This is a genomic window from Bradyrhizobium sp. CCGB01, assembly GCF_024199795.1.
Lineage (GTDB): Bacteria > Pseudomonadota > Alphaproteobacteria > Rhizobiales > Xanthobacteraceae > Bradyrhizobium.
The window spans coordinates 8,351,303-8,377,986 of record NZ_JANADK010000001.1; the positions used below are offsets into that span (position 1 = coordinate 8,351,303).

29 protein-coding genes and 1 riboswitch are annotated in these 26,684 nt (G+C 64.7%); of the genes, 12 read left to right on the forward strand and 17 right to left on the reverse strand.

What is annotated here, in order from left to right; all coding sequences use genetic code 11:
- The 3 genes from pth to NLM25_RS39295 form a co-directional block, all read right to left on the reverse strand.
- A complete protein-coding gene (gene pth, locus NLM25_RS39285; RefSeq protein ID WP_254123253.1) occupies nucleotides 1–606 on the reverse strand; it encodes an aminoacyl-tRNA hydrolase in 606 nt (201 codons plus the stop codon).
- Nucleotides 607–667: 61 nt separating this feature from the next.
- On the reverse strand, nucleotides 668–1,384 hold the full coding sequence (locus NLM25_RS39290; protein WP_254140454.1) for a 50S ribosomal protein L25/general stress protein Ctc: 717 nt from the start codon (nucleotides 1,382–1,384) through the stop codon (nucleotides 668–670).
- A 188-nt stretch (nucleotides 1,385–1,572) separates the two neighbouring features.
- Nucleotides 1,573–1,824, reverse strand: a complete 252-nt coding sequence (locus tag NLM25_RS39295; protein WP_011090176.1) for an accessory factor UbiK family protein — start codon at nucleotides 1,822–1,824, stop codon at nucleotides 1,573–1,575.
- A gap of 167 nt (nucleotides 1,825–1,991) precedes the next feature.
- Between NLM25_RS39295 and NLM25_RS39300 the strand changes: the two genes are divergently transcribed.
- The 8 genes from NLM25_RS39300 to NLM25_RS39335 all read left to right on the forward strand — a co-directional run bounded on the left by NLM25_RS39300 (nucleotide 1,992) and on the right by NLM25_RS39335 (nucleotide 9,638).
- Nucleotides 1,992–2,723: a dienelactone hydrolase family protein gene (locus tag NLM25_RS39300; RefSeq protein WP_254140455.1), complete on the forward strand. Its 732-nt coding sequence runs from the start codon at nucleotides 1,992–1,994 to the stop codon at nucleotides 2,721–2,723.
- 14 nt (nucleotides 2,724–2,737) lie between these two features.
- The gene (gene lgt / locus NLM25_RS39305) at nucleotides 2,738–3,580 is read left to right on the forward strand and encodes a prolipoprotein diacylglyceryl transferase (protein ID WP_254140456.1); all 843 of its coding nucleotides are present in this window, start codon (nucleotides 2,738–2,740) and stop codon (nucleotides 3,578–3,580) included.
- Nucleotides 3,581–3,600: 20 nt separating this feature from the next.
- Nucleotides 3,601–4,719, forward strand: coding sequence for an SAM-dependent methyltransferase (locus NLM25_RS39310; protein ID WP_254140457.1), 1,119 nt, complete (start codon nucleotides 3,601–3,603; stop codon nucleotides 4,717–4,719).
- Nucleotides 4,716–5,483 carry a peptidoglycan editing factor PgeF gene (gene pgeF / locus NLM25_RS39315; protein WP_254140458.1) on the forward strand — a complete coding sequence of 256 codons (768 nt, stop codon included), beginning with the start codon at nucleotides 4,716–4,718 and terminating at the stop codon, nucleotides 5,481–5,483. The genes NLM25_RS39310 and pgeF overlap by 4 nt, the downstream gene beginning before the upstream one ends.
- A gap of 113 nt (nucleotides 5,484–5,596) precedes the next feature.
- Nucleotides 5,597–6,199, forward strand: a complete 603-nt coding sequence (locus NLM25_RS39320) for a hypothetical protein (RefSeq protein WP_254140459.1) — start codon at nucleotides 5,597–5,599, stop codon at nucleotides 6,197–6,199.
- 204 nt (nucleotides 6,200–6,403) lie between these two features.
- A complete protein-coding gene (locus NLM25_RS39325) occupies nucleotides 6,404–7,357 on the forward strand; it encodes a ribose-phosphate pyrophosphokinase (protein WP_014492003.1) in 954 nt (317 codons plus the stop codon).
- Nucleotides 7,358–7,578: 221 nt separating this feature from the next.
- Nucleotides 7,579–8,607, forward strand: a complete 1,029-nt coding sequence (locus NLM25_RS39330; protein WP_254140460.1) for a putative zinc-binding metallopeptidase — start codon at nucleotides 7,579–7,581, stop codon at nucleotides 8,605–8,607.
- Nucleotides 8,604–9,638 (forward strand): ATP-grasp domain-containing protein, encoded by a 1,035-nt coding sequence (locus NLM25_RS39335; RefSeq protein WP_254140461.1) that lies wholly within the window; start codon nucleotides 8,604–8,606, stop codon nucleotides 9,636–9,638. The genes NLM25_RS39330 and NLM25_RS39335 overlap by 4 nt, the downstream gene beginning before the upstream one ends.
- An 8-nt stretch (nucleotides 9,639–9,646) precedes the next feature.
- On the opposite strand, the gene NLM25_RS39340 is transcribed toward NLM25_RS39335, so the two are convergent.
- Nucleotides 9,647–10,732 carry a serine hydrolase gene (locus tag NLM25_RS39340; RefSeq protein WP_254140462.1) on the reverse strand — a complete coding sequence of 362 codons (1,086 nt, stop codon included), beginning with the start codon at nucleotides 10,730–10,732 and terminating at the stop codon, nucleotides 9,647–9,649.
- A 97-nt stretch (nucleotides 10,733–10,829) separates the two neighbouring features.
- Between NLM25_RS39340 and NLM25_RS39345 the strand changes: the two genes are divergently transcribed.
- On the forward strand, nucleotides 10,830–11,159 hold the full coding sequence (locus tag NLM25_RS39345) for a PadR family transcriptional regulator (protein WP_254123263.1): 330 nt from the start codon (nucleotides 10,830–10,832) through the stop codon (nucleotides 11,157–11,159).
- Nucleotides 11,156–11,728, forward strand: a complete 573-nt coding sequence (locus NLM25_RS39350) for a DUF1700 domain-containing protein (protein ID WP_254140463.1) — start codon at nucleotides 11,156–11,158, stop codon at nucleotides 11,726–11,728. The genes NLM25_RS39345 and NLM25_RS39350 overlap by 4 nt, the downstream gene beginning before the upstream one ends.
- Before the next feature lie 60 nt (nucleotides 11,729–11,788).
- On the opposite strand, the gene NLM25_RS39355 is transcribed toward NLM25_RS39350, so the two are convergent.
- The 9 genes from NLM25_RS39355 to NLM25_RS39395 form a co-directional block, all read right to left on the reverse strand.
- On the reverse strand, nucleotides 11,789–12,247 hold the full coding sequence (locus NLM25_RS39355) for a carbon monoxide dehydrogenase subunit G (protein WP_254140464.1): 459 nt from the start codon (nucleotides 12,245–12,247) through the stop codon (nucleotides 11,789–11,791).
- Nucleotides 12,248–12,256: 9 nt separating this feature from the next.
- Nucleotides 12,257–13,096 carry an XdhC family protein gene (locus NLM25_RS39360; RefSeq protein ID WP_254140465.1) on the reverse strand — a complete coding sequence of 280 codons (840 nt, stop codon included), beginning with the start codon at nucleotides 13,094–13,096 and terminating at the stop codon, nucleotides 12,257–12,259.
- An 11-nt stretch (nucleotides 13,097–13,107) separates the two neighbouring features.
- Complete coding sequence (locus NLM25_RS39365; protein ID WP_254140466.1) at nucleotides 13,108–14,316, reverse strand: VWA domain-containing protein; 1,209 nt, start codon at nucleotides 14,314–14,316, stop codon at nucleotides 13,108–13,110.
- Nucleotides 14,313–15,179 (reverse strand): MoxR family ATPase, encoded by an 867-nt coding sequence (locus NLM25_RS39370; protein WP_254140467.1) that lies wholly within the window; start codon nucleotides 15,177–15,179, stop codon nucleotides 14,313–14,315. The genes NLM25_RS39365 and NLM25_RS39370 overlap by 4 nt, the downstream gene beginning before the upstream one ends.
- 99 nt (nucleotides 15,180–15,278) lie before the next feature.
- A complete protein-coding gene (locus NLM25_RS39375; protein ID WP_254140468.1) occupies nucleotides 15,279–17,699 on the reverse strand; it encodes an aerobic carbon-monoxide dehydrogenase large subunit in 2,421 nt (806 codons plus the stop codon).
- Nucleotides 17,696–18,196 carry a (2Fe-2S)-binding protein gene (locus NLM25_RS39380; RefSeq protein ID WP_254140469.1) on the reverse strand — a complete coding sequence of 167 codons (501 nt, stop codon included), beginning with the start codon at nucleotides 18,194–18,196 and terminating at the stop codon, nucleotides 17,696–17,698. Before NLM25_RS39380 ends, NLM25_RS39375 begins: the two co-directional genes overlap by 4 nt.
- 13 nt (nucleotides 18,197–18,209) lie before the next feature.
- Nucleotides 18,210–19,073: a xanthine dehydrogenase family protein subunit M gene (locus NLM25_RS39385; RefSeq protein WP_254140470.1), complete on the reverse strand. Its 864-nt coding sequence runs from the start codon at nucleotides 19,071–19,073 to the stop codon at nucleotides 18,210–18,212.
- A gap of 219 nt (nucleotides 19,074–19,292) precedes the next feature.
- A complete protein-coding gene (locus NLM25_RS39390) occupies nucleotides 19,293–20,489 on the reverse strand; it encodes an MHYT domain-containing protein (RefSeq protein ID WP_254141343.1) in 1,197 nt (398 codons plus the stop codon).
- A 100-nt stretch (nucleotides 20,490–20,589) separates the two neighbouring features.
- Nucleotides 20,590–21,159 carry a 6,7-dimethyl-8-ribityllumazine synthase gene (locus NLM25_RS39395; RefSeq protein ID WP_254140471.1) on the reverse strand — a complete coding sequence of 190 codons (570 nt, stop codon included), beginning with the start codon at nucleotides 21,157–21,159 and terminating at the stop codon, nucleotides 20,590–20,592.
- Nucleotides 21,160–21,233: 74 nt separating this feature from the next.
- Nucleotides 21,234–21,408, reverse strand: a riboswitch (FMN riboswitch).
- Nucleotides 21,409–21,829: 421 nt separating this feature from the next.
- On the opposite strand from NLM25_RS39395, the gene NLM25_RS39400 reads away from it, so the two are divergent.
- Together NLM25_RS39400 and proC are read left to right on the forward strand one after the other, a co-directional pair.
- On the forward strand, nucleotides 21,830–22,330 hold the full coding sequence (locus tag NLM25_RS39400) for a YbjN domain-containing protein (RefSeq protein ID WP_254140472.1): 501 nt from the start codon (nucleotides 21,830–21,832) through the stop codon (nucleotides 22,328–22,330).
- Nucleotides 22,331–22,527: 197 nt separating this feature from the next.
- Nucleotides 22,528–23,355 (forward strand): pyrroline-5-carboxylate reductase, encoded by an 828-nt coding sequence (proC, locus tag NLM25_RS39405; RefSeq protein ID WP_254140473.1) that lies wholly within the window; start codon nucleotides 22,528–22,530, stop codon nucleotides 23,353–23,355.
- A 105-nt stretch (nucleotides 23,356–23,460) separates the two neighbouring features.
- Here proC and NLM25_RS39410 read toward each other — a convergent pair whose 3' ends face one another.
- The 4 genes from NLM25_RS39410 to NLM25_RS39425 form a co-directional block, all read right to left on the reverse strand.
- Nucleotides 23,461–23,865, reverse strand: coding sequence for a thioesterase family protein (locus tag NLM25_RS39410; RefSeq protein ID WP_254123275.1), 405 nt, complete (start codon nucleotides 23,863–23,865; stop codon nucleotides 23,461–23,463).
- A 178-nt stretch (nucleotides 23,866–24,043) separates the two neighbouring features.
- On the reverse strand, nucleotides 24,044–24,292 hold the full coding sequence (locus tag NLM25_RS39415) for a tautomerase family protein (protein WP_256565552.1): 249 nt from the start codon (nucleotides 24,290–24,292) through the stop codon (nucleotides 24,044–24,046).
- 55 nt (nucleotides 24,293–24,347) lie between these two features.
- Nucleotides 24,348–25,868 carry a histidine--tRNA ligase gene (hisS, locus tag NLM25_RS39420; protein ID WP_254140474.1) on the reverse strand — a complete coding sequence of 507 codons (1,521 nt, stop codon included), beginning with the start codon at nucleotides 25,866–25,868 and terminating at the stop codon, nucleotides 24,348–24,350.
- A 203-nt stretch (nucleotides 25,869–26,071) separates the two neighbouring features.
- Complete coding sequence (locus tag NLM25_RS39425) at nucleotides 26,072–26,596, reverse strand: YegJ family protein (RefSeq protein ID WP_254141344.1); 525 nt, start codon at nucleotides 26,594–26,596, stop codon at nucleotides 26,072–26,074.
- Nucleotides 26,597–26,684 lie beyond the last annotated feature (88 nt).

The window sequence follows — 26,684 nt, forward strand, 5'->3', positions numbered from 1 at the left end:
TTATTCCTTGCCGTTCTCGTCCTTGGTCAAAAATCCCTTCGCCTGCATGGCGAGATGCACCCTGTTGGCGAAGGTCGCGTCAGTGCCTTTGGCAACCAATGCCGCATGCTCGGCCACCGCCTCGCACAGCGTCGCCACCCAGTCATTGTCGGCCTTGGCGAAGTCCGACAGCACGTGGCCATGCACCAGCTCCTTGACGCCGGGATGACCGATGCCGAGTCGCACCCGGCGGTACTCGTTGCCGATATGCGCCGAGATCGAGCGCAGGCCGTTGTGGCCGGCGATGCCGCCGCCGATCTTCACCCGCACCTTGCCCGGCGGCAGCTCGAGCTCGTCATGGAATACGGTGACGTCGCCCGGCGCGATCTTGAAGAAGCTTGCGGCTTCCTGCACGGCGCGGCCGGAATCGTTCATGTAGGTCGTGGGCTTGAGCAGGATCACGCGCTCAGGTCCGAGCGTGCCTTCCGAGGTCTCGCCCTGAAAACGACGGCGCCATGGTGCGAAACCATGACGCCGCGCGATCTCGTCGACGGCCATGAAGCCGATATTGTGCCGGTTACGTGCGTATTTCGCGCCGGGATTGCCGAGCCCAACAAAGAGTCGCATGACGCGGCGCGCCCCTCAGCTAGCGCGCGATCAGGGACCGCGCGCCAGCTCTTTTAAGAGATTACTTCTTCTTGTCGCCGCCGGCGGGAGCCTTGGCAGCCGCTGCCGGAGCAGCAGCACCCGCAGCCGGAGCCGCAGCGCCAGCCGCCGGAGCAGCCGCAGCAGCGCCCGGAGCTGCAGCCGCAGCCGCGGCCTTCTGCTCTTCGGCGTAGCCGGACGGCGGCACGATGGTGACGAGGGTCGCGTCCTCGCGGGTCAGCGCCTTCACGCCGGTCGGGAGCTTGACGTCCGACAGATGCAGCGAGTGACCGATTTCGAGCGAGCCGACGTCAGCCTCGATGTACTGCGGAATGCTCTCGACGCCGCATTCGAGCTCGATCGCGTGGGCGACGATGTTGACGGTACCGCCGCGCTTCACACCCGGGGAGGTTTCCGACTTCACGACGTGCAAGGGAACGCTGATGCGGATGGTGGCACCTTCGCCGAGGCGCATGAAATCCACATGGATCGGGAAGTCCTTGACCGGATCGAGGTGGTAGTCGCGCGGAATCACGCGGTGCTTCTTGCCCTCGAGATCGATGTCGACCAGCGTGGTCAGGAACCGGCCGGCGAGGATGCGCTGGCGCAGTTCGCGATCTTCAATCGAGATCGTGACGGGGGGCTGGTTGTTGCCATAGATCACTCCGGGCACTCGCCCGGCGCGACGCTCAGCCCGGGCGGCCCCCTTGCCGCTCTTCGGACGTGCGGTCGCCTTCAATTCCTTGACGGTCGTCGCCATGTCGTTAAGTCCTTGTTTTTGCAAAAGTTAATGGGCCGCAGCGCGGCCCATGGTGCAGTTCGCAGCAAGCCTCCAGGGGTGCGGGGGCCGCGAACTGGCGGGCTTTTACCCGGAAGATGCGGAAATGACAAGGAGAATGGGCTGCCGGAAGCGGTTCCCACCCTCCCCTTTAGGGGAGGGTAAGCGCCCTACCCGCCGAGCTTCGCCTCCAGCGCCGTGATCCGCGCCTTCAGCGCCTCGTTCTCCTCACGGGCGAGGCGGGCCATGTCCTTGACCGCCTCGAACTCCTCGCGCTTGACCAGGTCCATGTCGCGCAGGAATTTCTCGGCCTGGGTGCGCATCACGGTGTCGAACTCGCGCTTGACGCCCTGGGCGGCACCGGCGGCGTCGTTCATCAGGCGGCCGATCTCGTCGAAAAACCGGTTGTTGGTCTGGGTCATTTCGGTCTCCTGGCCGCGGCCGATAAACTTTGCGCGAACGCTCGGAAAGACAATGGCAATCCGGGCGGAGCGGTTCAAGAGCCGATCGGCGGTATCCTTGTCATGCCCCGGTTTCCTTGCAATCGTATTCAACGTCCCTGCATAACAAGAATCAGAAGGCGCAAGAGATGATCGATCAGCAGATCGCGATTCCCACCAAGGACGGCCACACCGCCACTTTCATCACCCATCCCGAGCGCGGCGGGCCGTTTCCGGTCATCCTGTTCTACATGGATGCACCGGCGATCCGCGAGGAACTGCGCGACATGGCCCGCCGGCTCGCGACCTCGGGCTATTACGTAATGCTGCCGAACCTCTATTACCGCTCCGGCGTGATGGAGCTCGGCGCGCTGCCGGCCGATCCGAACGCGCCGGAGCGCAAGCGCATGTTCGCCCTGATGGGCTCGCTCACGATCCCCATGATCATGGACGACACGCGGGCGCTGCTCACCTATGCCGAAGGCCAGGCGGCTGCGAACACCAAAATCGTCGGTACCGTCGGCTACTGCATGAGCGGCCGCTACGCCGTCAACGCCGCCACGCATTTCCCCGATCGCGTCAAGGCCGCCGCCTCGGTCTACGGCACGCAGCTTGCGACGGATCAGGACGACAGCCCGCATCTCGCGGCAGCCAAGACCAGGGCCGAGCTTTACTTCGCCTGCGCCGAGACCGACATCTACGCGCCTAACGAGATCATCGAGAAGGTCAAGCAGGGCATGAGCGGCGCGAAAGCCGAGGTCGAGATCTATCCCGGCACGCATCACGGCTTCGCCTTCCCCAAGCGTCCGGTCTATGACCGCGACGCCGCCGAACGGCATTGGGAGCGGCTGCTGGCGCTCTACCGCCGCAACCTCGTCTAGACATAGAAGGCCTGATGCCCTTTCTGCTCATCGATTTTCCATCGTTCAGTCCGATCGCGATCGAGATCGGACCGTTCGCGATCCGCTGGTACGCGCTCGGCTACATCTGCGGGATCACGTTCGGCTGGCTCTATGCGCGCGCCCTGATCAAGAACGACAGGCTGTGGGCCGGAAGCTCGCCGATCAGCCTGGTGCAGATCGACGACTTCATCTTGTGGGTGACGCTCGGCATCATCCTCGGTGGCCGCACCGGCTACGTGCTGTTCTACAATTTGCCCTTCTTCATCGAGCATCCGGCGGCCATCTTCAAACTGTGGGAAGGTGGCATGTCGTTCCACGGCGGCTTCCTCGGCTGCGTCGTGGCAGTGATGTGGTTCGCGCACAAGAACGGCATCTCGATCCTGTCGCTCGGCGACATCACCTGCGGCGTTGCGCCGATCGGGATTTTCCTGGTGCGGCTGACCAACTTCATCAATGGCGAATTATGGGGCCGCGCCGCCGACCCCAGCCTGCCCTGGGCCATGGTGTTTCCGACCGGCGGTGACGTGCCGCGCCATCCGAGCCAGCTCTATGAAGCGGGCATGGAGGGCCTCCTGCTGTTCGCCGTGCTCGCCGTGATGATCCGCCTCGGCGCCTTGAAGCGGCCGGGCCTCATCCTCGGCAGCTTCATCCTGATCTACGGCCTGACCCGGATCATCGGCGAGCATTTCCGCGAGCCGGACGTCCAGCTCGGCTACCTCTGGGGCGGGTTAACCATGGGCATGCTGTTGTCGATCCCGATGCTTCTTGTCGGCCTCATACTTATTGTATTGGCTGTGCGGCGCGGTGCGCCGAAGCCCGCCGGGGCTATCAGTTAATCCTTTCGAGAAGACAGGCCGTGACCGACGCGACGCTACTCAACGAGATCAAGGCGCTGATCAAATCCTCAGGCCCGATGCCGGTCTGGCGGTACATGGAACTGTGCCTGATGCATCCGCGCTATGGCTATTACGTCTCGCGCGATCCGCTCGGGCGTGAAGGCGACTTCACCACCGCGCCCGAAGTCAGCCAGATGTTCGGCGAGCTGCTGGGCCTGTGGACCGCCTCGGTGTGGAAGCAGATGGGCTCGCCGCAATTCCTGCGGTTGATCGAGCTCGGCCCGGGCCGCGGCACCATGATGGCGGATGCACTGCGCGCACTGCGCGTGCTGCCGCCGCTGTATCAGGCGCTTCAGATCCACATGGTCGAGGTCAACCCGGTGCTGCGCGACCGGCAGAGTGCGACGCTGTCGGCCGTGCGCAACATCGCCTGGCACGACAGCATCGACGACGTGCCGGAAGGTCCGAGCATCATCCTCGCCAACGAATATTTCGACGTGCTGCCGATCCACCAGATGGTGAAGCGCGAGCACGGCTGGCACGAGCGCGTGATCGAGATCGATCCCAACGGCAAGCTTCAGTTCGGCGCGGCCGCCGAGCCGACGCCGCGCTTCGACGTGCTGCTGCCGCCTTTGGTGCGCGCCGCGCCCGTCGGCGCTGTGTTCGAATGGCGGCCCGACGGCGAGATCATGAAGCTCGCGACGCGCGTGCGCGACCAGGACGGCGCGGCGCTGATCATCGATTACGGCCATCTGCGCAGCGATGCCGGCGACACCTTCCAGGCGATCGCGCGCCACAGCTTCACCGATCCCCTGAAGGCGCCGGGCCAGGCCGACGTCACCGCCCATGTCGACTTCCAGGCACTCGCGCGTGCTGCGGAAGATGTCGGCGCGCGCGTGCACGGCCCGGTGACACAGGGTGATTTCCTCAAGCGCGTCGGCATCGACACCCGCGCGGCCGCCCTGATGCAGAAGGCGACGCCGGAGATTGCCACCGACATTTCGGTCGCACTCAAACGCCTGACGGATACGGGACGCAGCGGCATGGGATCGATGTTCAAGGTGCTCGGCATCTCCGAGCCGCGGCTGTCAGGCCTTGCCGGCCTCAGCGATCTCGAACGGGCCGGAGACGCCTCATGACGCTTGCTTCGTCACTGCTGTCGGCCGTGCCCGGCCTGCGCCATGCCTTCTTCACCCGCGAGGGCGGCGTCTCCAACGGAATCTATTCCGCGCTGAACGGCGGGCTCGGCTCCAACGACGATCAGACCCTCGTCGCGGAGAACCGCCGCCGCATGGCCGAGCATGTCGGCGTCGCCCCGGAACGTTTCCTCAGCCTGCACCAGATCCATTCGCCCGACGTGCGCGTCGCCGAGGCGCCGTGGCCGAGCGGGCCACGGCCGAAGGGCGATGCGCTGGTGACGAAGACGCCCGGCATCGCGCTCGGCGTCTCCACCGCCGATTGCGGACCGGTGCTGTTCGTCGACCCCCATGCGCGCGTGATCGGTGGCGCACATGCCGGCTGGAAGGGCGCGCTCTCGGGCGTGCTGGAGTCCACGATTCTAGCGATGGAGCAGCTCGGCGCCACGCGCAGCGGCATCATCGCGGCGATCGGCCCCTTGATCCGCCAGGACAGCTACGAGGTCGGCAACGAGTTCGTGGCGCGTTTCATCGAGACGGACGCGGACAACGCCGTGTTCTTCGTTCCGTCGGTGCGCGAAGGACACGCGATGTTCGACCTCGCCGGCTTCATCCGGAAGCGTCTGGAAGCCGCGGGCATCCTGATGATCGACGATCTCGGTCTGGACACCTACGCCGACGAGCGCTTCTTCAGCTATCGCCGCTCGGTGCATCGCAAGGAGCCGGATTACGGCCGCCACATTCACGCAATCGCGCTCGAAGCGTGAACACACGGGCAACGTCGTCTCATTCCGGGGCGACGCCCGGACGCGATGACAGTGGCCTGTGGCGCCCCCGCCCTAGACGTTAATGCATTTTAACGATATCGCTGCCCTCCATAATGAGGGAAGCGTCATCCATCTTGCGCCGCGCGGGCTCGTGTCTGCTGGCGGTCATGCTGCTGGCGGCGGCGACCGCGCTTGGCGGCTGCGGTGCCGCCAACTCCTATGCGATGGCGCCAAGTGCCGGCTCCGGGGCGACGGTTGCCTTTGAATCGATCGACGGGCCGCCGCCGCAGGTATTCGACCGCATGGTCGGCGTGCTCGACAGCGAATCCAAGCTGCGCAGCCTGTCCGTGGTCTCCCGCGAGGGCTCGGCCGCCTACCGCGTGCGCAGCTACCTCTCCGCCCAGGTCGTGCGCGGCAAGACCGTGATCGCCTGGGTCTGGGACGTCTACGACGCCAACCAGCAGCGGGCATTGCGCCTCTCTGGCGAGGAACTGACCGCCGCCAAGGGCGGCCGCGATCCCTGGTCGGCCGCCGACGACCTCGTGCTGCGGAAGATCGCCCAGGCCGGATTCAGCGGACTTTCCAACATGATCAACGGAACGCCGGACACGCCGGGCACTGTTCCCGGCTTGCGGGGACCGGCGGTTGCCAGTGTGATCCCGGAGGCTCCGGCGGCCGAGATGCCAGCCACGGCGCTCGGCTATGCCGAGCGATAACCCCCGCTAAACCACGGCCCCAGAATTCCAGAACTCGCGGCCAAGCCGTTGGCCCGACTCAGGATTTTCGAAGGGAAAACGTAGCATCCCGGGTTGCCATTGCGGCCTCCGGCCTGATATTTCCTCGCCCGTCGTAACCGTGCTTCCAGTGGGTATTTTCTGATGTTGAACGTCGTATCCAGCAAAGCGCGGGAGGAAGCGTCTATGTCGGCCAAGAACGGCTCCATCAAGCTAGTCGCCGGCAACTCAAATCCGGCTCTCGCGCAGGCCATCGCGCAAGGCCTCGACCTGCCGCTGACCAAGGCGGTGGTACGGCGCTTCGCCGACATGGAGATCTTCGTCGAGATCCAGGAGAACGTCCGCGGCTCGGATGCCTTCGTCATCCAGTCGACCTCGTTCCCCGCCAACGACCATCTGATGGAATTGCTGATCATCACCGACGCGCTGCGCCGCTCCTCGGCGCGCCGCATCACCGCGGTGCTGCCCTATTTCGGCTACGCCCGGCAGGACCGCAAATCGGGTTCGCGCACGCCGATCTCGGCCAAGCTCGTCGCCAACCTGATCACGCAAGCCGGCGTCGACCGCGTCATGACGCTCGACCTGCATGCCGGCCAGATCCAGGGCTTCTTCGACATCCCGACCGACAATCTCTACGCGGCGCCGCTGATGGTGCGCGACATCAAGGACAAGTTCGACCTCTCCAAGACGATGGTGATCTCGCCTGACGTCGGCGGCGTGGCGCGCGCACGTGGCCTTGCCAAGCGCATCAACACGCCGCTCGCGATCGTCGACAAGCGCCGCGAACGGGCCGGCGAATCCGAGGTCATGAACGTGATCGGCGACGTCGCCGGCTACACCTGCATCCTGATCGACGATATCGTGGACTCCGGCGGCACGCTGGTGAACGCGGCCGACGCGCTGATCGCCAAGGGCGCCAAGGACGTCTACGCCTACATCACCCACGGCGTGCTCTCCGGCGGCGCGGCCGCCCGCATCGCGGGTTCGAAGCTGAAAGAGCTCGTCATCACCGACTCGATCCTGCCGACGGATGCAGTGACCAAGGCGCCGAACATCCGCACGCTCCCGATCGCCAGCCTGATCTCCGACGCCATCGCGCGCACCGCGGCGGAAGAGTCGGTGTCGAGCCTGTTCGACTAGTTTTTTCGACCCCGGAAGGTCTCGTAGGGTGGGCAAAGGCGCAAAGCGCCGTGCCCACCTTTCTTTTTTATAAGAAGACGGTGGGCACGCTGGCGCTTTACCCACCCGCCATCGCGCGCTCTGACGCGCTGCAGCACGCCTCGCAGCCCCACCGGGTTGTTGCGGGCTCCCGCCCATGACATCCTTCGGATTCCGAGTCATCTCTGCCCTCTGGATACCCGATGCCACGCCGGAAATTTGCTTGGGAAAAGCTGTCAGATGATGCGTTGCTCAAGCAACGTCTCTCCAGCCTGAAGGTTACGGTCGAAGGCACCTGGCTTGAGGACTGCGTCGCGACGCTTCACGAGGAGATGGAAGAGCGAGGCATCCGGCTGCGGCCGCATACATGGATTTCGAGCGAGTGGTTCAGTCCGGGAGACGTGCCCGGCATCGCCATCCCCTTCTATCTCGCCCATCCCCGCCTGATGAAGCTCGAGAAGAAGATGATGTTCGACGTCGAGGGCGGAACTTGGCGCGAGTGCATGGCCATCCTTCGTCACGAGGCGGGCCATGCCATTCAGCACGGCTTTCAGTTGCAGCGGCGCCGGCGCTGGCAACAATTGTTCGGGCCGTCGTCGAAACATTACCCGCGCTACTACCGGCCCAATCCGGCGAGCAGGCGCTACGTCCAGCACCTCCGGCTCTGGTACGCACAGAGCCATCCTGACGAAGACTTTGCCGAGACATTTGCGGTGTGGCTGCGGCCGCGTTCAAACTGGCGCACGCGATACGCCGGATGGCCCGCGCTGAAGAAACTCGAATATGTCGACGAGCTCATGGGTGAGATCGCGGGAGAGCGACCGCTAATCACGACGCGAGAGCGTGTCGATCCACTGAGCAGGCTCAGCCAGACGCTTGAAGACCATTACAAGAAGAAGCAGGAATTCTACGCGTTCACGCCACCGAAAACTTACGACCGCGACCTCTCCCGGCTGTTTTCGGCCGATCCACGGCATCACCGGTCAAGGCCGGCCGCGGCCCTGATCCGGCGCCACCGCGCCCAGATCAGGCAGCTGGTCGCGCGATGGACCGGCGAAAACCAGCTCACGCTCGATGCGGTGCTCGACGACATGATCTCCCGCTGCCGCGAGCTCGATCTGCGTGCCGTCGGCCCCGAACAGAAGCTCGTTCTCGATTTCACCGTCCTCGTGACCGCCAAGACGATGCACGCGCTGTTTGGCCCGTCTCGGCGCAAATGGATCGCGCTATGAGACGACTCCGCATTCTCGTGCTGATGCATCCGGACTTCCTGCCTCCGGACTCCTCCGACGGCTACACACCGCAGGAGATCAACAACTGGAAAACGGAGTACGACGTCGTCAGCACCTTGCGCGCGGCCGGCCATGAGGTCCGCCCGCTCGGCGCGCAGGAGGAGATCAGGCCGGTCCGCGAAGCGATCGAGGAGTTCAAGCCGCACGTGGTCTTCACGCTGCTGGAGGAATTCCACAACAACGTCGCCTACGACCAGCACATCGCCAGCTACCTCGAGCTGATGAAGGTGCCTTACACCGGATGCAATCCGCGCGGCCTGATCCTCGCGCGCGGCAAGGATCTGTCGAAGACGCTGGTGCATCACCGCCGCATCGCAGTTCCGGCCTTCGCCGTTTTCCCGATGCGACGCAAGGTCAAGCGGCCGAAGCATCTTGCGCTGCCGCTGATCGTCAAGAGCCTCAACATGGATGGATCTGCCGGCATTTCCAAAGCCTCCATCGTCGATGCCGACGAAAAGCTCGCGGAGCGCGTCGCCTTCATCCACGAACGCAGCGAGACCGCCGCCATCGCCGAGCAATTCATCGAGGGACGGGAGCTCTATGTCGGCGTGCTCGGCAACAACAGGCTGCGCGTGCTGCCGGTGTGGGAATTGAAGTTCGGCAGCATGGGCGGTCGCAGGTCACGCCACATCGCGACCGAAAAGGCCAAGCACGACACCGACTATCAGGAGAAGGTCGGCATCGTCGACGGGCCGGCGAAGGATCTCGCGCCCGAAGTCACTGCGCGCATCCAGCGGGCCGCGAAACGCATCTACCAGGCACTTGGCCTCGACGGCTATGCGCGCATCGATTTTCGCCTCGCTGCCGACGGCACGCCGTATTTCATCGAAGCCAATCCCAATCCCGAGATCGCCAAGAGCCAGGAATTCGCCACGGCGGCCCAGCATGCCGGGCTCAAGTACCCGGATCTCCTGCAGCGTATCCTGATGCTCGGGATCAGCCGGGCCAAGGCGGGCGTGTCGCTGGGTTGAGACCGAATTCAGCCAAAGCTCGGCAACACGACGTCCTGCAAGAGCGCGATCAATACGGCGGCCTGCTCCTGCCCCGATCGCCCATAATTTCCGCAGTGGATCACGAAGGTGAGATCACGCGCCGGAATCACGTACAGATATTGGCCGCCCCAACCGATGCCGCAGAACCAATGCAGCGGTTGCGCAGTGGCGAAATCGCCCATGTACCATTGATAGCCGTAATTGCGACCAACCCGGGTCTGGACAACAGGCGTGGTCACGCGCTTCACCCAGTCGGCCGGAACGATGGACTTTCCATTCCAAGCGCCATTCGCCAGCATGAGCTGTCCGATCTTCACGAGATCGCGTGGCAGGAGACGCGCGCCTGACGCCGCGCGAGGTTCACCGTCACGGCCAACGCTCCAGCCGGACGGGCCGAAACCCAGGGAATCGAACAGCACACGGCGGCAATAAGCCGGCAGGGCTTCGCCGGTACCCTTGGCGATGAGGCGGCCGAGCAGCGCAGTGGCGCCGCCGCAATAGGTCCATTTCACGCCGGGCTCGCCGGCGATCGGGCGCTCGAGGATGAAGCGGTAACGATCCGGCGCGGCTTCCATCGCCATCTCGCTGTTACGCGGATCGCCATAGGGAATGGTGAGCTCGTCCCATTCGAAGCCGAGCGTCATCGACAGCACATGATGGATCGTGAGCTTGTCGCGGCCGGGCTGCGCGGCGAGATCGTCATATTCAGGGAATTGCGCATAGAGCTTCGCGTCCGGCGGCGGCACCTTGCCTTCAGCAAGCGCAACCCCATAGGCGAGACCGACGACGCTCTTCGAGACCGAGCGCAGATCGTGCAGCACATCAGGACCGAACACGACGTGGCCGAGCAGCCGGTCCCAGCCCTGGTCTTCGCCCTCCCCGTAATGCTCGAACACCAGCTTGCCTCCCTGGCTCACCAGGAACGCATGCAGACCGGGCAACTTTCCGGCCTGCTGGAGCCCGGTGAAACGTGCGGCGACATCGGCCGACGCAGCAACGGCAGGCATGGTCCATGGGAGAGCCGCGCTCGCGCAAAAGCCGGCCAGCAGATGACGACGGTTGAGATAGGCCATGGCTCATTTCCTCCGGAATTAGGTATTCACAGGTACCTTGCAATACATAGTACCTTGCTATATAAGCCTCCTCGAAAGCGGTGTAGTCAAGGAGGAAATGGCCGACTCGACGAATCAGGTTCAGCTCAAGAAGGGCGCGCTGGAGCTCTGCGTGCTCGCTCTGCTCGCGCGCGGCGAGAGCTATGCCTATGAGATCGCGAGCACGCTGTCGGCCGGCGTCGGCATGGGTGAAGGAACGATTTATCCGCTGATGCGGCGCATGCAGGATGACGGGCTGGTCGACACTCGCCTGGAGGAATCCAGCAGCGGCCCGCCGCGCAAATATTACCGCCTGACGGCCGCCGGCCGCGCCGCCTTCACCGCGCAGAAGCGCGAATGGCGCAGCTTTACCGATGCAGTCGACCGCCTCCTCGGAGACGCCAGATGACCCGCGACGGTTTCCTGCACATCCTCGCCGAAGGGCTCACGGGGCTGCCCGCGGCCGAGATCGACGACATTCTGTCCGACTATGCCGCTCATTTCGAGGAGGCTCGCACTTCAGGGCGAACGGAGCAGGAGGTTGCCTCCGCGCTCGGCGATCCCAGACGACTTGCGCGCGAGCTGCGCGCCGAGACGGGATTGCGCCGGTGGGAGAATCATCACTCCTTCCGCAACTCCACAGCCGCGCTGTTCGCGCTCAGTGGCCTCGCCGTGGTCGACATCGTCCTGCTGCTGCCGCTGCTGCTTGCCGTTCTGCTCATCCTGCTCGTGGTTGCCTTCGTGATGTGCGTGCTGGGGATCGTCGGCATCGGGTTGCTGATCAGCGTCTACAAGCATTTTGGCGACGGACACGTCGTCAATCTGATCTTGCGCGGGCTCGCAGGCGTCGCGCTGGTGACCACGGGGGCGGGCTTCGGTGCGCTATTGGCGCTCGGACTCAACGCCGCCGTCAAATGGCTCGGCAATTATGCGCGGCTGCATTACCGGCTGCTCAAGCCGGAGCGAAATGAAGTCTGACTGCCACACGGATACATTCGTCGGTGGGAAGGGCGCAACGCCGTGCCCACCCTATGGCAGCTAGCCCGCCTCCGCCTTCGCGCCCACCACGTCTGCAAACGATTTGAAGAACTCGCCGGCCAGTTTGGTCGCGGTCGAGTTGATCAGCCGCGCACCTAACTGGGCGAGCTTGCCGCCGATCTGCGCGTCGACCTCGTAATGCAGTACGGTCACGTCAGCACCTTCCGATTCAAGCCGCACCAGTGCGGCGCCCTTGGCAAAGCCCGCGACGCCGCCGGAGCCCTCGCCCGAGATGCGATAGCTGTTCGGCGGATCGAGATCGGACAGCGTCACCTCGCCGCTGAATGTCGCCTTCACCGGGCCGACCTTGAAAACGACCGTGGCGGTCATCTCGTTGGGCGCGGTCACATCGAGCGACTGACAGCCGGGGATGCACTGCTTCAGCACATCGGGATCATTCAGCGCCGCCCACACCTGCCCAATTGACGCGGGGATACGCTGGCTGTCATTCATCTGCATGATTGGATCTCACTCTCTGCTTGCTGTCTGATTGGCGGCGCGCTGCCCGCGCCGTCGCTCCTGCGTGATCTCGGCGAGGATCGACATTGCGATCTCCTCCGGTGTGATGGCGCCGAGATCGAACCCCGCGGGCGCCTTGACGTCGTCGATGACGGCGGCGGTGGCGCCTTCCGCAATGAGCTTGGCGCGCAGCGAGGCCATCTTGCGGCGGCTGCCGACGAAGGCGTGATAACAGGCCCTGGTCGCGACCGCCGCGCGCAAGGCGGCTTCGTCGCCCTTGCCCTGCGTCGAGACCACGACGAAGCGCTTCGCTTCGCTGAGCTCGCCGAGCTGAAAGCCATCGACAATAGTGTCAGCATCCGGCGGCGACGTGAGATCGGCGGCGGGTGCGGCCAGCGTGACGTGATAGCCGAGCGTGCGCGCCTGCGCGGCCAGCGACAGCGCCACCGGGCTGGCGCCGAGAATGACCAGCGAGGGATGCGGCAGCACCGGCTCGACGAAAATATCCATCGTACCCTTGCTCGGGCACATGTTGCTGGCAAAGCGGATGCCGTCGCGGTTATCGCCCGCACTCACCCCGAGTTCGGCAAGCAGGTTTTCCGGCTGCACCGAAACCATGCGTGGCTCGCCATCGGCGAGCGCCTCGCGCGCCGCCTTCAGCACCGCACCTTTGGCGCAGCCTCCACCGATCCAGCCGGCGAGGATGGTGCCGTCGGCCGCGATGATCGCCTTCGCGCCAGCCTTGGCCGCGGTGACCGAGACAGTGCGCACGACCGTCGCGAGCACGAAGGCGCGCTCGGCGGCTTTCATCTGCGCGACGACATCCAGCACTTCGACATGAGCGGTCATCGGAAGCCTCCTCAAAGCTTCGCCAGATAAGGTTCGAGCGCGCGCAGGCTTCGCAGCGAATTGGCGGGCGCGTAGAGATCGACATGCGGCAGTGCCGCCTTGATGCCTCTGGCTTCGGGCGAATAGCCCTCCCACGCCATCATCGGATTGAGCCAGACGATGCGGCGGCAGCGCCGCGCCAGCGCCGCCATTTCCCGGCCCAGCAAGGCGGCATCACCGGTCTCGTAGCCGTCGGACACGATCATCACACAGCTGCGCGAATGGATCACGCGTGCGGCGTGCCAGCGGTTGAAGGTTTGCAGGCTCTCGCCGATCCTGGTGCCGCCGCCCGCGCCCTGCGCCATGATCGAGAGACGGTCGAGCGCGCGGCCGGCGTCCTTCTCTTTCATCGCATCGGAAACGTAGGCCAGCCGGGTGTGGAACAAAAACGCCTCGGCCTCGCGGAACTGGTCGAGCACGCCGTGGATGAAGCGCAGGAACACCGAGGTGTACATGCTCATCGAGCCTGACGCGTCGAGGAGAACGACGAGCCGCAATGGCTTGTCCTTGCGCTGCCGTTTCACCAGGCTGATCGGCACGCCGCCATGGCTGATGTTGCGGTGAATGGTGCGCCTGAGGTCCAGCCTGTAACCACGCCGGCGCGCGAGATCGCGTCGCGTGAGCCTCGTGCGCATCACCCTTGCGAGCTCTGCGGCGGCTTCATGGGCTTGCGCGATCTGATCGGGATCGCTGAATTTTCTGAAATCGACCTCGGCGAGGTTTTCCGCGCGCGAGGCGCCCTCCATGCGGCCCTCTCCCGAGCGGCCTTCCGGCACGTCATCCGATGACGGAAGCTGGTCGGCGACGGATTGGCCGCCGCCCTGCTCTGCGGCCTGGTCCTGCAAGCTCTTCAGCGAGGGATTGCTGGCGCCGGGCACCGAGCCGGTGGTGCGGGAGCGCGACCGCGCGCGCTTGCCCAGCCAGAACGCATCGAACAACCCGTCGAACTTGTCCCAATCGGACTTGCGCGCCGAAAACAGTTGCTTGAACGCCGCGCGCAACAGGCCGGGTCGCGCAGCATAACCGGCGGACATCAACGTTGCGGCATCCTGCCCCTCGGCGAGTCCAACGCGGAAGCCGGCATCGCGCAGGGTACGGAGAAAGGCGGCGAGCCTCGCGGAGACGAGGCGGGAGACCTCATTGAGATCATCGTATCCGGGGCTGGAGCCACAGCAGCTCATGCGACCCTCCCCAGCAGACGCTGTGTCACCTCGCCGGTGACGCGCGCGCGGTCCTCATGGGTCTTCAACAGGCAGACCAGCGTCTCATGCACGGTCTCGGGCGCGTCGTGGAGATCGCGGATGTCGAGGCCGACCAGCGCGGCGGCCCAGTCCAGCGTTTCCGCGACGCCCGGGACTTTTCTCAGCTCCTCCTTGCGCACGCCTTCGACCATGCGCGCGATCTGAAGCGACAGCGACGGGCTCGCACCGGCGATCCGCGCCAGGATGATGCGGGCCTCGCGATCGACATCGGGATAGTCGACGTAGTGATAGAGGCAGCGGCGGCGTAGCGCATCGGACAGCTCGCGCGTGCCGTTCGAGGTCAGCACCACATGCGGAATGGTGACCGCGGAAATGGTGCCGAGTTCGGGAATCGAGATCTGGAAGTCGGACAACAGCTCGAGCAGGAACGCCTCGAACTCGTCGTCGGCGCGGTCGATCTCGTCGATCAGCAGCACCGGCGCCTGCGCGCGGCGGATCGCGGCGAGCAGAGGACGCTCCAACAGGTACTTTTCCGAGAACACCTGGTCCTCAATGCTGTCGGCCCCGCGATGCGCCTGGATCGCCAGCAACTGCCGCTGGTAGTTCCACTCGTAGAGCGCGGACGACTGGTCGAGACCTTCGTAGCATTGCAGGCGGATCAGCTCGGTCGAGTGCACTTTTGCAAGTGCCTTTGCCACTTCCGTCTTGCCGACGCCCGCCTCGCCCTCCAAGAGCAGCGGACGCCGCAACAATTGCATCAGCGAGATCGCGGTCGCCAGGTCCGCATCGGCGATATAGCCCGATGCGGCCAGTGCTTGCGCGATTTCGTCACGGTTTTTCATACAACCTCCGTCGTTCCGGGGCGATGCGGAGCATCGAACCCGGAACCTCGAGATTCCGGGTTCGGTCCTGCGGACCGCCCCGGAATGACGAACAACTCGCTACGCCACCGCCCCCAATTCCTTCGCCGCCTTCCAGTTGCGCCAGAAGTCGTGCGGCATCTGGATGTGCGTGGACCCTAAGAACGAGAACGCATCGTTGACGGCGTTGGAGAAGGCCGGCACGCCGCCGACATTCGGGCTCTCGCCGACACCTTTGGCGCCGATCGGATGATGCGGCGACGGGGTGACGGTGAAGTCGGTTTCCCAATGCGGCGTCTCGACCGCGGTCGGCATGAAGAAATCCATGAACGAGCCGGTGACGACGTTACCGACCTCGTCGTAACGGATCTCCTGGCCCATCGCGATCGCAAACGCCTCGGTCAGGCCGCCATGCACCTGCCCCTCGATGATCATCGGATTGATCCGGGTGCCGCAATCGTCCAGCGCATAGAAACGCCGGACCTTGTACACGCCGGTGTCGACGTCGATGTCCATCACGCAGAGATAGGCGCCGAACGGATAGGTCATGTTGGGCGGATCGTAATAGCTCACCGCCTCCAGCCCCGGCTCCATGCCCGGCGGCACGGAATTGTACGCGGCCCAGCAGATATCCTTCATTGACATGAATTTTTCCGGCAGGCCCTTCACCCGGAAGCCGTCGATGTCGAATTCGAGATCGTCCTCGTGGACCTCGAGCTTGTAGGCCGCGATCATCTGCGCCTTGGACTTGATCTTGCGCGCGGCCATGGCGATCGCGGCACCCGCGACCGGCGTCGAGCGCGAACCATAGGTGCCGAGTCCGTAAGGCGCGGTGTCGGTGTTGCCCTCTTCCACCATGATGTTGTCGGCGGGAATGCCGATCTCGGTTGCGATGATCTGGGCCCAGGTGGTCTCGTGACCCTGGCCCTGGCTCTTGGTGCCCATGCGCGCGATGCCGGCCCCGGTCGGGTGCATGCGGATCTCGCAGGAGTCGAACATGGCGATGCCGAGGATGTCGCAGTTCTTCGACGGACCTGCGCCGACGATCTCGGTGAAGAAGGAGACACCGAGCCCCATGATTTCGCGGGTCTCGCCGCGCGCGAACGCGGCGCGCTTCTCCTGCTGTTCTTTCCGGAGCGCGGCGTAGCCCGTCGTCTCCATCATCTTGCGCATGGCGGTATGGTAGTCGCCGGAATCGTATTCCCAGCCGAGCGCCGAGTGATACGGGAACTGCTCCGGCTTGATGAAATTCTTCAGCCGCAGCTCTGCCGGATCCATGTTGAGCTTCTGCGCCAGGATGTCCATCGCGCGCTCGATGCAGTAGGCCGCCTCGGTGACGCGGAATGAGCAACGGTAGGCTACGCCACCGGGCGCCTTGTTGGTGTAGACGCCATCGACGGCCAGATGCGCGGTCGGGAAGTCATAGGAGCCGGTGACGATATTGAAGAAGCCCGCCGGCCATTTCGACGGGTCGGCGCAGGCGTCGAACGCGCCGTGATCGGCGAGCACGTGGACGCGAAGCCCAGTGACCTTGCCGTCCTTGGTCGCGGCGATCTCGGTCGTCATGTGATAGTCGCGCGCGAACGAGGTCGCGGTGAGGTTCTCGATGCGGTCCTCGACCCATTTCACCGGCTTGCCTGTGACGATGGAAGCCACCGCCGCGCAGATATAGCCGGGATAGGCGCCGACCTTGTTGCCGAAACCGCCGCCGATATCGGGCGCGATGACGTGGATCTTCTGCTCTGGCAATTTCGCGATCAGCGACACTACGGTGCGGATCACATGCGGGGCCTGGAACGTGCCGTAGATCGTCAGCTCGCCCTTGACCTTATCGAACGAGCAGACGCACTGGCAGGTCTCCAGCGGCGACGGATGGGTGCGGTGATAGGAGATCATCTCCTTGATCGACACCTCCGCCTTCTTGAAGGCGGCGTCAGTCATTTCTCTGTCGCCGACGGTCCACTCAAAAATGTGGTTGTTGTGCTTGCGCGGCCCGTGCGCACCGGTTGTCTTGCCAACGAGGTCCTCGCGCAGCACCGGAGCGTCGGCATCCATCGCCTTGAAGGGATCGACCAGCGGCGGCAACGGCTCGTATTCGACCACGACCTTGTTGATGCCGTCGTCGGCGGCATAACGGTCGGTCGCGACCACGAAGGCCACTTCCTGGTTCTGGAACAGTACCTTGCCGTCGGCCAAGACCATCTGCACGTCGCCGGCAAGCGTCGGCATCCAGGCGAGGTTGACGGTCTTCAGCGTCTCGGCGGTGATGACCGCGAGCACGCCGGGCACTTTCAAGGCCTCGCTGTCGTCGATCTTCTTGACCCGTGCATGCGGATGCGGCGAGCGGACGAAGTCGCCATGCAGCATGCCCGGCAACTTGACGTCGTCGACATAGTTGCCCCTGCCTTGCGTGAAGCGGATGTCTTCGACGCGCTTGCGCTTGCAGCCCATGCCTTCGAGCGCGGCGCTGCGTTGTTCCCGCGTGGGAGTGAGGTCATTCATTCCGCAGCCTCCTGGAATTCCACGCCGTTGATCTTGGCGGCGGCGTATTGGATTGCCTTGACGATGTTCTGGTAGCCGGTGCAGCGGCAGATGTTGCCGGAGATGCCCATGCGGATTTCTGACTCGGTCGGCGAAGGATTTTCCTTCAGAAGGCGATGCGCGCGGACAATCATGCCGGGCGTACAGAAGCCGCATTGCAGGCCGTGCATCATGCGGAAGCCTTCCTGCAGCGCCGACAACGTGCCGTCGGCGTTGGCCATGCCCTCGATGGTGATGATGTCGGAGCCGTCGGCCTGCACCGCGAACATCGTGCAGGATTTCACCGACATGCCGTCGATGTCGACGGTGCAGGCGCCGCAATGGGTGGTCTCGCAGCCGATATGGGTACCGGTCATCTGCAGGTTTTCGCGGATGAAGTGCACCAGCAGTGTGCGCGGCTCGACGAGGCCTTCGACCTCGGCACCGTTCACCTTCATGGTCACATGAGTTTTTGCCATCGATCTCCTCCCCTTATTTCGCGACGGCAGCGGCGCGCTGCAGCGCGCGCGTCACCATGATGCCGCCGACATGCTTGCGGTATTCGACCGGCCCGCGGGCATCCGCGGCCGGTGCCATGATCGCTTCGGCCGCAGCGGCCGCCTTCTTCAACGTGGCGGGATCGAGGCTGGTGCCGATCACCGCCTTGGCGGCATCGGTGGCGAGCAAGGGCGTCTCGTGGACGTTGGTGAGCCCGATGACACAGGTCGCGACCCTGCCGCCCGCCATAGTCAGCACAACGGCAGCAGCTGCGGTTGCGTAGTCGCCGACCTTGCGCTTGAGTTTTTCGTAGGCGTAGCCGTGACCCGCGGCAGGCACGGGGAATGTGATGGAGGTGAGGATTTCGCCAGGTTCGAGCGCGGTGAAATAGGCACCCTGGTAGAAATCGGAGGCCGGCACATCGCGAGCACCGCCGGGTCCTTCGAGGCGATAGGTCGCGCCCAGCGTCATCATCAGCGCCGGCATGTCATTGCCGGGATCGCCATTGGCGACGTTGCCGCCGATCGTGCCGCGGTAGCGCACCTGCGGGTCAGCGATCAGCAGCGCCGTCTCGTGCAGGATCGGCGCGGATTTGGCAATCTCGTCGGAGGCCAGCAGGTCATGCTGGGTGGTCATCGCGCCGATGACGAGATTGTCGCCGTCGCGGCGGATGCCTTTCAGGGCGGCAATGCCGTGCAGGTCGATCAGGTGGGCAGGGGTCGCGAGCCGAAGCTTCATCATCGGCACCAGGCTGTGCCCGCCGGCCAATGGCCGCGCATCCTCCCCGAGATCGGTCAAGAGTTTGACGGCATCGGCAATGCTCGCCGGCCGGTGATAGTTGAATGAGCCCGGGATCATCGTCTCCTCCCACAATCGTCCTTGGCGCTGACGGCGCGGACGTCGACGGGACGGTCTCTCCGAGTGGGGCTGGCCGCAATCGTTCGGGCACAAAACAGCGGATTTCGCACGAGTTGCGGCCCAGAACGCACGAATTGCGTCAGGGTCCGCGACGTATGGCGCTCTTCTTCCTCCCCGCAAGGGCGGGGCGAGGGAGTGACAGAGCTCGTTTCTCTGACTTTACGCGTGCCGCCTGTTCGCCAACCCGAGCCTCGCCTTCACCTCGGCGATCTTGGCCCGACTCACCGGCACCCGGTGCGGCAACGGCCCGTCGAGCTCGAGCACCGCGGCGTCGCCTTCCTTGCGAACGAGCGCGACATGGGAGATCGCGACGATGTGGCTGCGGTGCACCCGGAGGAACAACGAGGGATCGAGCTGCGCCTCCGCTTCCGAGATCGACCACGGGCACATCCGTTCGCGGGTGCCGTCATGGACCCGGGTGTAATGCGCATCCGCCCGAACGCTGCGCACATTAGCCGTGTCGATGAAATGCGTGCCGTCAGCGCTTTCGACCGGCAGGCGTGGCGCCGGCGCGCGGGGCGGCTGGCCAAGGCCGCCAAGCGGTGCAGGCATCGGCCGCGGCGAAGCGGCCGCCTGACCAATCGGCTCCGGCGCGACGGGCGGCGAGATCGGATCGACCACCATCGCAGCAGTCACCTGCCGACGCGGATCCGGCACCAGCGACAACAGAAAGCCGGCGGCGATCACAAAGCACAGCACGGCAACGACGATCGATAAAATTTGCTGCGACGCGGCAAGACTGCCGCCGAGATGGTGATGCCCCTCCCCCGTCAGCGGCTCGAAATGCATGCCGAGCATCGCCGTATAATGCATGCCGGAGACTGCGACGCCGAAGGCGATCGAGCTCACGATCAGGCGAAAACCTTCCTGCTGCGCCAGGAAGGCGCGCAAGCCGCCGTAGGCGGTAACGACTGCGACCAGGACCGACAGCAGCACCATCGTCCGGTCGTGTGCGATGCCGAAGGGGCCGGCGAGGCCATGGATCCCGACATAATGCATGCTGGCGATGCCGACGCCGAGCAAAACGGCCGACGATGCCACCCGCTTCAATGACGGTTCACCGATCGACACGAAGAACAGGGAGATGCCAACCACCAGCGCGCAGATCAGGAAGGAGATGATGGTGGGAAGGACCAGATAAACCGTGTCTGGTGGCAGCGGCGCGGCCAGCATGCCGACGAAATGCATGGTCCAGATGCCGACGGCCAGAAATGCTGCCGCACCCGCGAGCAATACGCGGTTATTGACGCCCGGCGTGTTGCGGATGCGAGCCGCAAGTGCAAAGCCGGTATAGCCACCCAGGCTCGCGATCGCCACAGAGAGCGCGACGAGATAGGGATCGTGTCCTTCGAACATGATCTTGCCGGCCGCCCGTCTCCACGGCACGGCCTCCTCCCGCCGCCGACTTTATAGGGACGGCGGCGGGATTGACAATCAGCGGCGTGTGACGGTGCCGCTACACGATCCCCGCCGCGACCTGGCCGCGCAGGCGCTCCAGGCCTAGCAATGTCTCCGCGCAGGCTGCCGCGACCTCGACGCCCTTGATCGCAAAATGCCTGCGGAAGAAGTCGTAATGCACCTCGGTCTCGTGGAATTGCTGCGGCGTCAGCACGGCGGAGAACACCGGCACTTCGGTACGCAGCTGCACGTCCATCAGCGCCTTGATCACGGTGTCGGCGACGAACTCATGGCGGTAGATGCCGCCATCGACGACGAGGCCGGCCGCGACGATCGCGGTGTAGCGCCGCGTCTTGGCGAGGATCTGCGCATGCAGCGGGATCTCGAACGAGCCCGGCACCTCGAACACGTCGACATGATTGAGGTGACGCGCTGCCGCCTCCTTCACGAAGGCGATGCGGGCCTCCTCGACCACGTCGTGGTGCCAGCAAGCCTGCACGAAGGCCACCCGCTGCGGCTTCGCGAAGCGCGGATGCTCGGGCACCGGATCCTGCGGAACCGGCGGCGGTGTCTGGGAAGTTTCGGCTTTTGAAGTTTGGACTTGGGGATCTTGCAACATCTGATTCATGGCTTTCCTTCAAAGGACCAGAATCAGGGCACACGGAACGACAAACAGCCGCATCTTGCGATGCGTCTGCCACCGACCGTTCTCTTTCATCCGGACTTTAACCGTCGGCTTCGGAGTTGCACCGAATCTGCTGACCCTTCCCTTCGGCGAAAATCCTTTTCAGGAAATTCCTAGGGGAAGGCGCTCGCGGGCTTAGGCCTTTCGGCCCTTACCGCCGGTGGGGACTTTCACCCCGCCCTGAGAACATCGGCCGCTCGGGATTGAGCGACCTGACAGGAAATATGACGCCGGTTCGGGGCCGCAGCAAGCGCGTTCCGCATGAAAAACCGCATGGTCCCATGCCGACCTGGAGGTCCTCAGGCGGTCCGCCCTCGCGCGGCGGAATAAGGGCAGGCGCGCGTCCGCCGAATCCGATTCCGGTTTGTTCTATTCGTTAAGAATTGTGGCGGAGATCAGCTGTGGACGAACGAGTCCTGGCTTGTGGACGGACTCGGGACCCGGTTGCGCAGATTCCGCAAATCACATCACTTGATCCGCGACAGGCCCGCGCTGATCCGAAGGGCTCGCAAGAGCGACTCTGAGGATCGCGGTTGCGACATTTTAGGGAGCGCGCGCCGGACCCAACCACGTGCGTATCAAAGACAACAAGAAGGCAAGAGGTCGAGACGGCATGTCCCTGCTCGAAGGCGCTATCGATTCCAAAAGCCATCCGCTCGCGGTGGTCGAGGATATCGCTGCCAGCAACAACTGGCCGTTCGAACGCTCCGGCGAAGACGAACTCACCATTGTCTCCAAGGGACAATGGACCGACTACCAGATTTCCTTCACCTGGATGGGTGAGATCGAGGCGCTGCATCTGGCCTGCGCGTTCGACATGAAGATTCCGCCGGCCCGGCGGGGTGAGGTGCAGCGGCTCGTCGCCGCGGTCAACGAGCAATTGTGGGTCGGCCATTTCGACCTCTGGACCAACACCGGCATGGTCATGCACCGTCAGGCCCTGGTGCTGCCGGGTGGCCTCACCGCCTCGACCGCGCAATGCGAAGCCATGCTCGCCGGCGCGATCCACGCCTGCGAACGCTACTTTCCGGCGTTCCAGTTCGTGGTGTGGGCGGGCAAGACCACCGCGCAGGCGATGGACGCGGCGATGTTCGACACGGTGGGAGAGGCGTAAGGCTCGCCGAGGATAGCGGGGGAGCCGCGACTCCCTTCTCTGTCGTCCCGGGCAAGCGAAGCGCAAATCCGGGACCCATACCGCGTGTATTCGCCTGTGGCACGCGGCTTGTTGCCCCCTCCTCGATCCACTAGAACCCCCTGTGGTTATGGGTCCCTGCGTTCGCAGGGACGACACCTTTTGCTTGGGTGATCACAGTGGCAGACAACAGCACTCTCAAAAACATCTCCGGCACCATCCTGCTCGCCGGCGCCGGCAAGATGGGCGGCGCGATGCTGACCGGATGGCTGGCCGGCGGGCTCGACCCGCGCCGCGTCGCGGTGGTCGATCCGTTCATCTCGCCCGAGATCACCGCGCTTGCGGCCAAGGGCGTTGCGCTCAATCCCGACGTGAAGGCGGCAGGCTTTGTCGAGACCATGGTCGTCGCGGTGAAGCCGCAGATGTTCCGCGAGGCCGGCGCGAAGCTGAAAGCGTTCGTCTCGGAGAAGACCTCGGTGGTCTCGATCATGGCGGGAACCACGATCGCATCGCTGCAGGACGTCTGCGGCGGCGCCGTCGTGCGCGCGATGCCGAACACGCCGGCCGCGATCGGCCGCGGCATCACGGTGGCCGTCGCGGCGAACAATGTCAGCACCACGCAGCGCGCGGTGGCCGATGCGCTGCTGCGCGCCACCGGTTCGGTCGAATGGGTCGACGACGAAAGCCTGATGGACGCGGTCACCGCGGTGTCCGGCTCGGGCCCGGCCTATGTGTTCCTGCTGGCCGAAGAGCTCGCGCGCGCCGGCGTCGAGGCCGGATTGCCCGAGGCGCTGGCGACGAAGCTCGCGCGCGAAACCGTCGCGGGCTCGGGCGAGCTGCTGCACCAGTCGGATCTTCCTTCCAGCACGCTGCGCCAGAACGTCACCTCGCCCGGCGGCACCACGGCCGCTGCACTCGGCGTGCTGATGGGCGAGCCCGGCCTGCGCGATCTCATGATCCGCGCGATCGCGGCGGCGACGACGCGGTCGAAGGAATTGGCGAAGTAAGGAAGTAAGACGGTGTCGTAGGGTGGGCAAAGCGAAGCGTGCCCACCATTTCAATCGCGGCCTCAGAAGCGATGGTGGGCACGGCGCGTTGCGCCTTTGCCCACCCTACGGTTTCGAGCCAGCCCCCAGCCGCTTGTTGAACATCTCGACATTGACGAGCCCGCGCGCGTGGCGGCCCTCGCCGAGCCTGCGCGTGCCCTCGAACGCCTCGACCTCGAAGCGGATGACCCGGCGCTCGACTGCGACCACCTTCGCAGTGGTCCGCACCGTCGCACCGACAAGGGCGGCTGCGAGATGGCGGATGTCGACCTCGGTACCGACCGTGACCCAGCCCGGCTGAAGCGCGGCGCGGATCGCATCGCCCGACGTCATCTCCATTTCCAGGATCATCATCGGCGTCGCATAGACCATCGGCATGCCAGGCACGAAATGCCCGACCGTGCGCTCCACCGGGACCACCAGCGTGCGCTCGGCGCTCATGCCGACCTTGATGAAGTCGCGTGCGTCCATGGGGCACTCAAACTCCGCTGTCGTCCCGGACAAGCGAAGCGCAGATCCGGGACCCATAACCACAGGACGTCGTGATTACGGGGACTCGGAGTAATCACTTCGCCAGATAACCACTTCCTGTAGTTATGGGTCCCCGCTTTCGCGGGGACGACAGTTGTATTCGCCGCTACAGAGTTGCCTACTTCTTCGCAGCCGCCGCGCGCTCCACGAAGGTCTTGCCGCCCTTCATCTTGTGGCGGAGCGGGGCTTCGTTGATCTGGATGACGACGGCATCGGCGTCGACGCCGAGATTCTTCACCAGCGCCTGCGTGATGTCGCGCATCATGCCGGCTTTCTGCTCGTCGGTGCGGCCCTCGGCCATGCTGATGGTGATCTCAGGCATCGTCTTCTCCCTTGCGGCCGAACACCGGCCATTGACGGTCGCCATCAAACAGGACGTGGATGCCCGGGACAAGCCCGGGCATGAGGCGATGCGCGAATAGCTAGCCCCAGCTCACGTCATGGCGGCCCAGGACCTCGCGCACCCTTGCGACGAGGTCGGCTTCGCTGCACGAGAACTGCGCTGGCCGCGTCTCGCGCCATTCCTGGTTGGAGGCGATCGCGGCGGCGGCCTTGGCGCCTTCGATCAGATCCTTGATCTGCAGCTCGCCGCGCGCCTTTTCGTCCGAGCCCTGGATGATCACGCAAGGTGAGTTGCGGCGGTCGGCGTATTTGAGCTGGTTGCCCATGTTCTTGGGATTGCCGAGATAGAGCTCGGCACGGATGCCGGCGGTGCGCAGCGACGCGACCATCTTCTGATAGTCGGCGACGCGATCGCGGTCGAACACGGTGACGACGACGGGGCCAAATTCGGGCCGCGTGTCGAGCTTGCCGAGCAGGGTCAGCGCGGCCTGCAGCCGCGACACGCCGATCGAGAATCCGGTTGCCGGCACCGGCTCGCCGCGGAAGCGCGAGACGAGGCCGTCGTAGCGCCCGCCGCCGCCGACCGAGCCGAACCGCACGGGGCGGCCCTTCTCGTCCTTGGTCTCGAGCAGGAGCTCAACCTCGTAGACGGGGCCGGTGTAATATTCGAGGCCGCGCACGACGGACGGATCGATCTTGATGCGGTCCGCACCGTAACCCGACGCCGTCACCAGCTTGGCGATCTCTTCCAGCTCGCTCACGCCGGCCTGACCGACCTCGCTTTTGGCAAGGTAGGTCTCCGCCGCGGCGATGGCCTCTTTCCAATCCTCGCGCGGCTTGGTGATGGCGAGAACGACGTCAGCCTCGGCCGCGCTCAGATTGGCGCCCTTCGTGAAGTCGCCCTTGCCCTCTTCGCCGCCGTCCCATCGTCCGGGGCCGAGCAGTTTGCGCACTTCGTCGGCGGAAAACTTGTCGAGCTTGTCGATGGCGCGCAGCACGGTCAGTCTGCGTCCCGCGTTCTCGTCACCGCCGAGCCCGATGGCTTCCAGAACGCCGTCGAGCACTTTTCGGTTGTTGACCTTCACGACATAGGAGCCGCGCGCAATGCCGAGCGCCTCCATCGTGTCCGCGGCCATCATGCAGATCTCGGCATCCGCCGCCGGCGTCGCCGAGCCGACCGTGTCGGCGTCGAACTGCATGAACTGGCGGAAGCGGCCAGGGCCGGGCTTCTCGTTGCGGAACACGTAGCCGACGCGGTAGCTGCGGTAGGGCAGGACCAGGCCATCGGTGCCGTATCGCTCGCCGACATAGCGGGCGAGCGGCGCGGTCAGATCGTAGCGCAAGCTGATCCACTGCTCGTCATCGTCCTGGAACGAGAACACGCCCTCGTTCGGGCGATCCTGGTCGGGCAGGAACTTGCCGAGCGCGTCGGTGTATTCCATCGCCGGCGTTTCCACGGGCTCGAAGCCGTAGAGCTCGTAGACGGCGCGGATCTTCTCGACCATCTCGCGCGTCGCCCGGATCGCGGCAGGGTCGCGATCCTCGAGCCCGCGCGGCAGGCGCGCCTTCAGTTTCTGGGATTTTTTGGGTTTCTCGGCCATCCGCGGCGTTTACCAGCCGGGGCGCGGTGCGGCAACCGCTGGCTTTTTCCCTCTCCCCCTGTGGGAGAGGGTGGCTCGCGAAGCGAGACGGGTGAGGGGTTCTATCCGCGAGCACAATCGCGAGAGAATCCCCCGTGGAAACAACCCCTCATCCGGCGCTTCGCGCCACCTTCTCCCGCAAGGGGAGAAGGGAAGAGAGCCGTTTACGGCTGCTCCATCCGGGCCCGGAGGGCATCGGCGTCCGCCTTCGGCAGCGACTTCAGCGTCGGCTTGATGGTTTCGCCGCCGACGATCTTGCCGTTGCGCATGAACATCCAGTCGGAAATGTCGACTTCGCTGAACTTGACCTCGTCGCCGGCATGTTTGCCGGGCAGATCGCGCGGCTGGTTGGCGAAGAGCCCGGAATAGGTGCCGTTGGGGAGTCTCTTCACCTCGGCGATCCAGATGTGCTCGCCGCCCCGGTGGGTATGAAAGCGCACTTTGAGGGAATGCCCGGCTTCCGACGGCTTGGGCGATTCATAGGAGGCCCAGAAAGTAGGGAGCGTACCGCGGGCGCGCGCGATCGCGGTGTTCATTTCGGGATCGGTGGTGCGCACGTCCACGATCGGCGAGCGGTCTTGCGCTACGACCTCGTGCACGGGGCCGATGGTCAGGATGCCGAAAACGGAGACGCCGGTGATGGCGGCGAGAATGACCCACTTCATGGGTTGGGAAAGTTTGGTTGCCATGTTCGCGATGTCCAGGATGCTTCGATGTCTCCCGGTTTTGTCGCATGTCGGCAGCAGCACGTTCAGTGCGCAATAGGCCACAAACGTT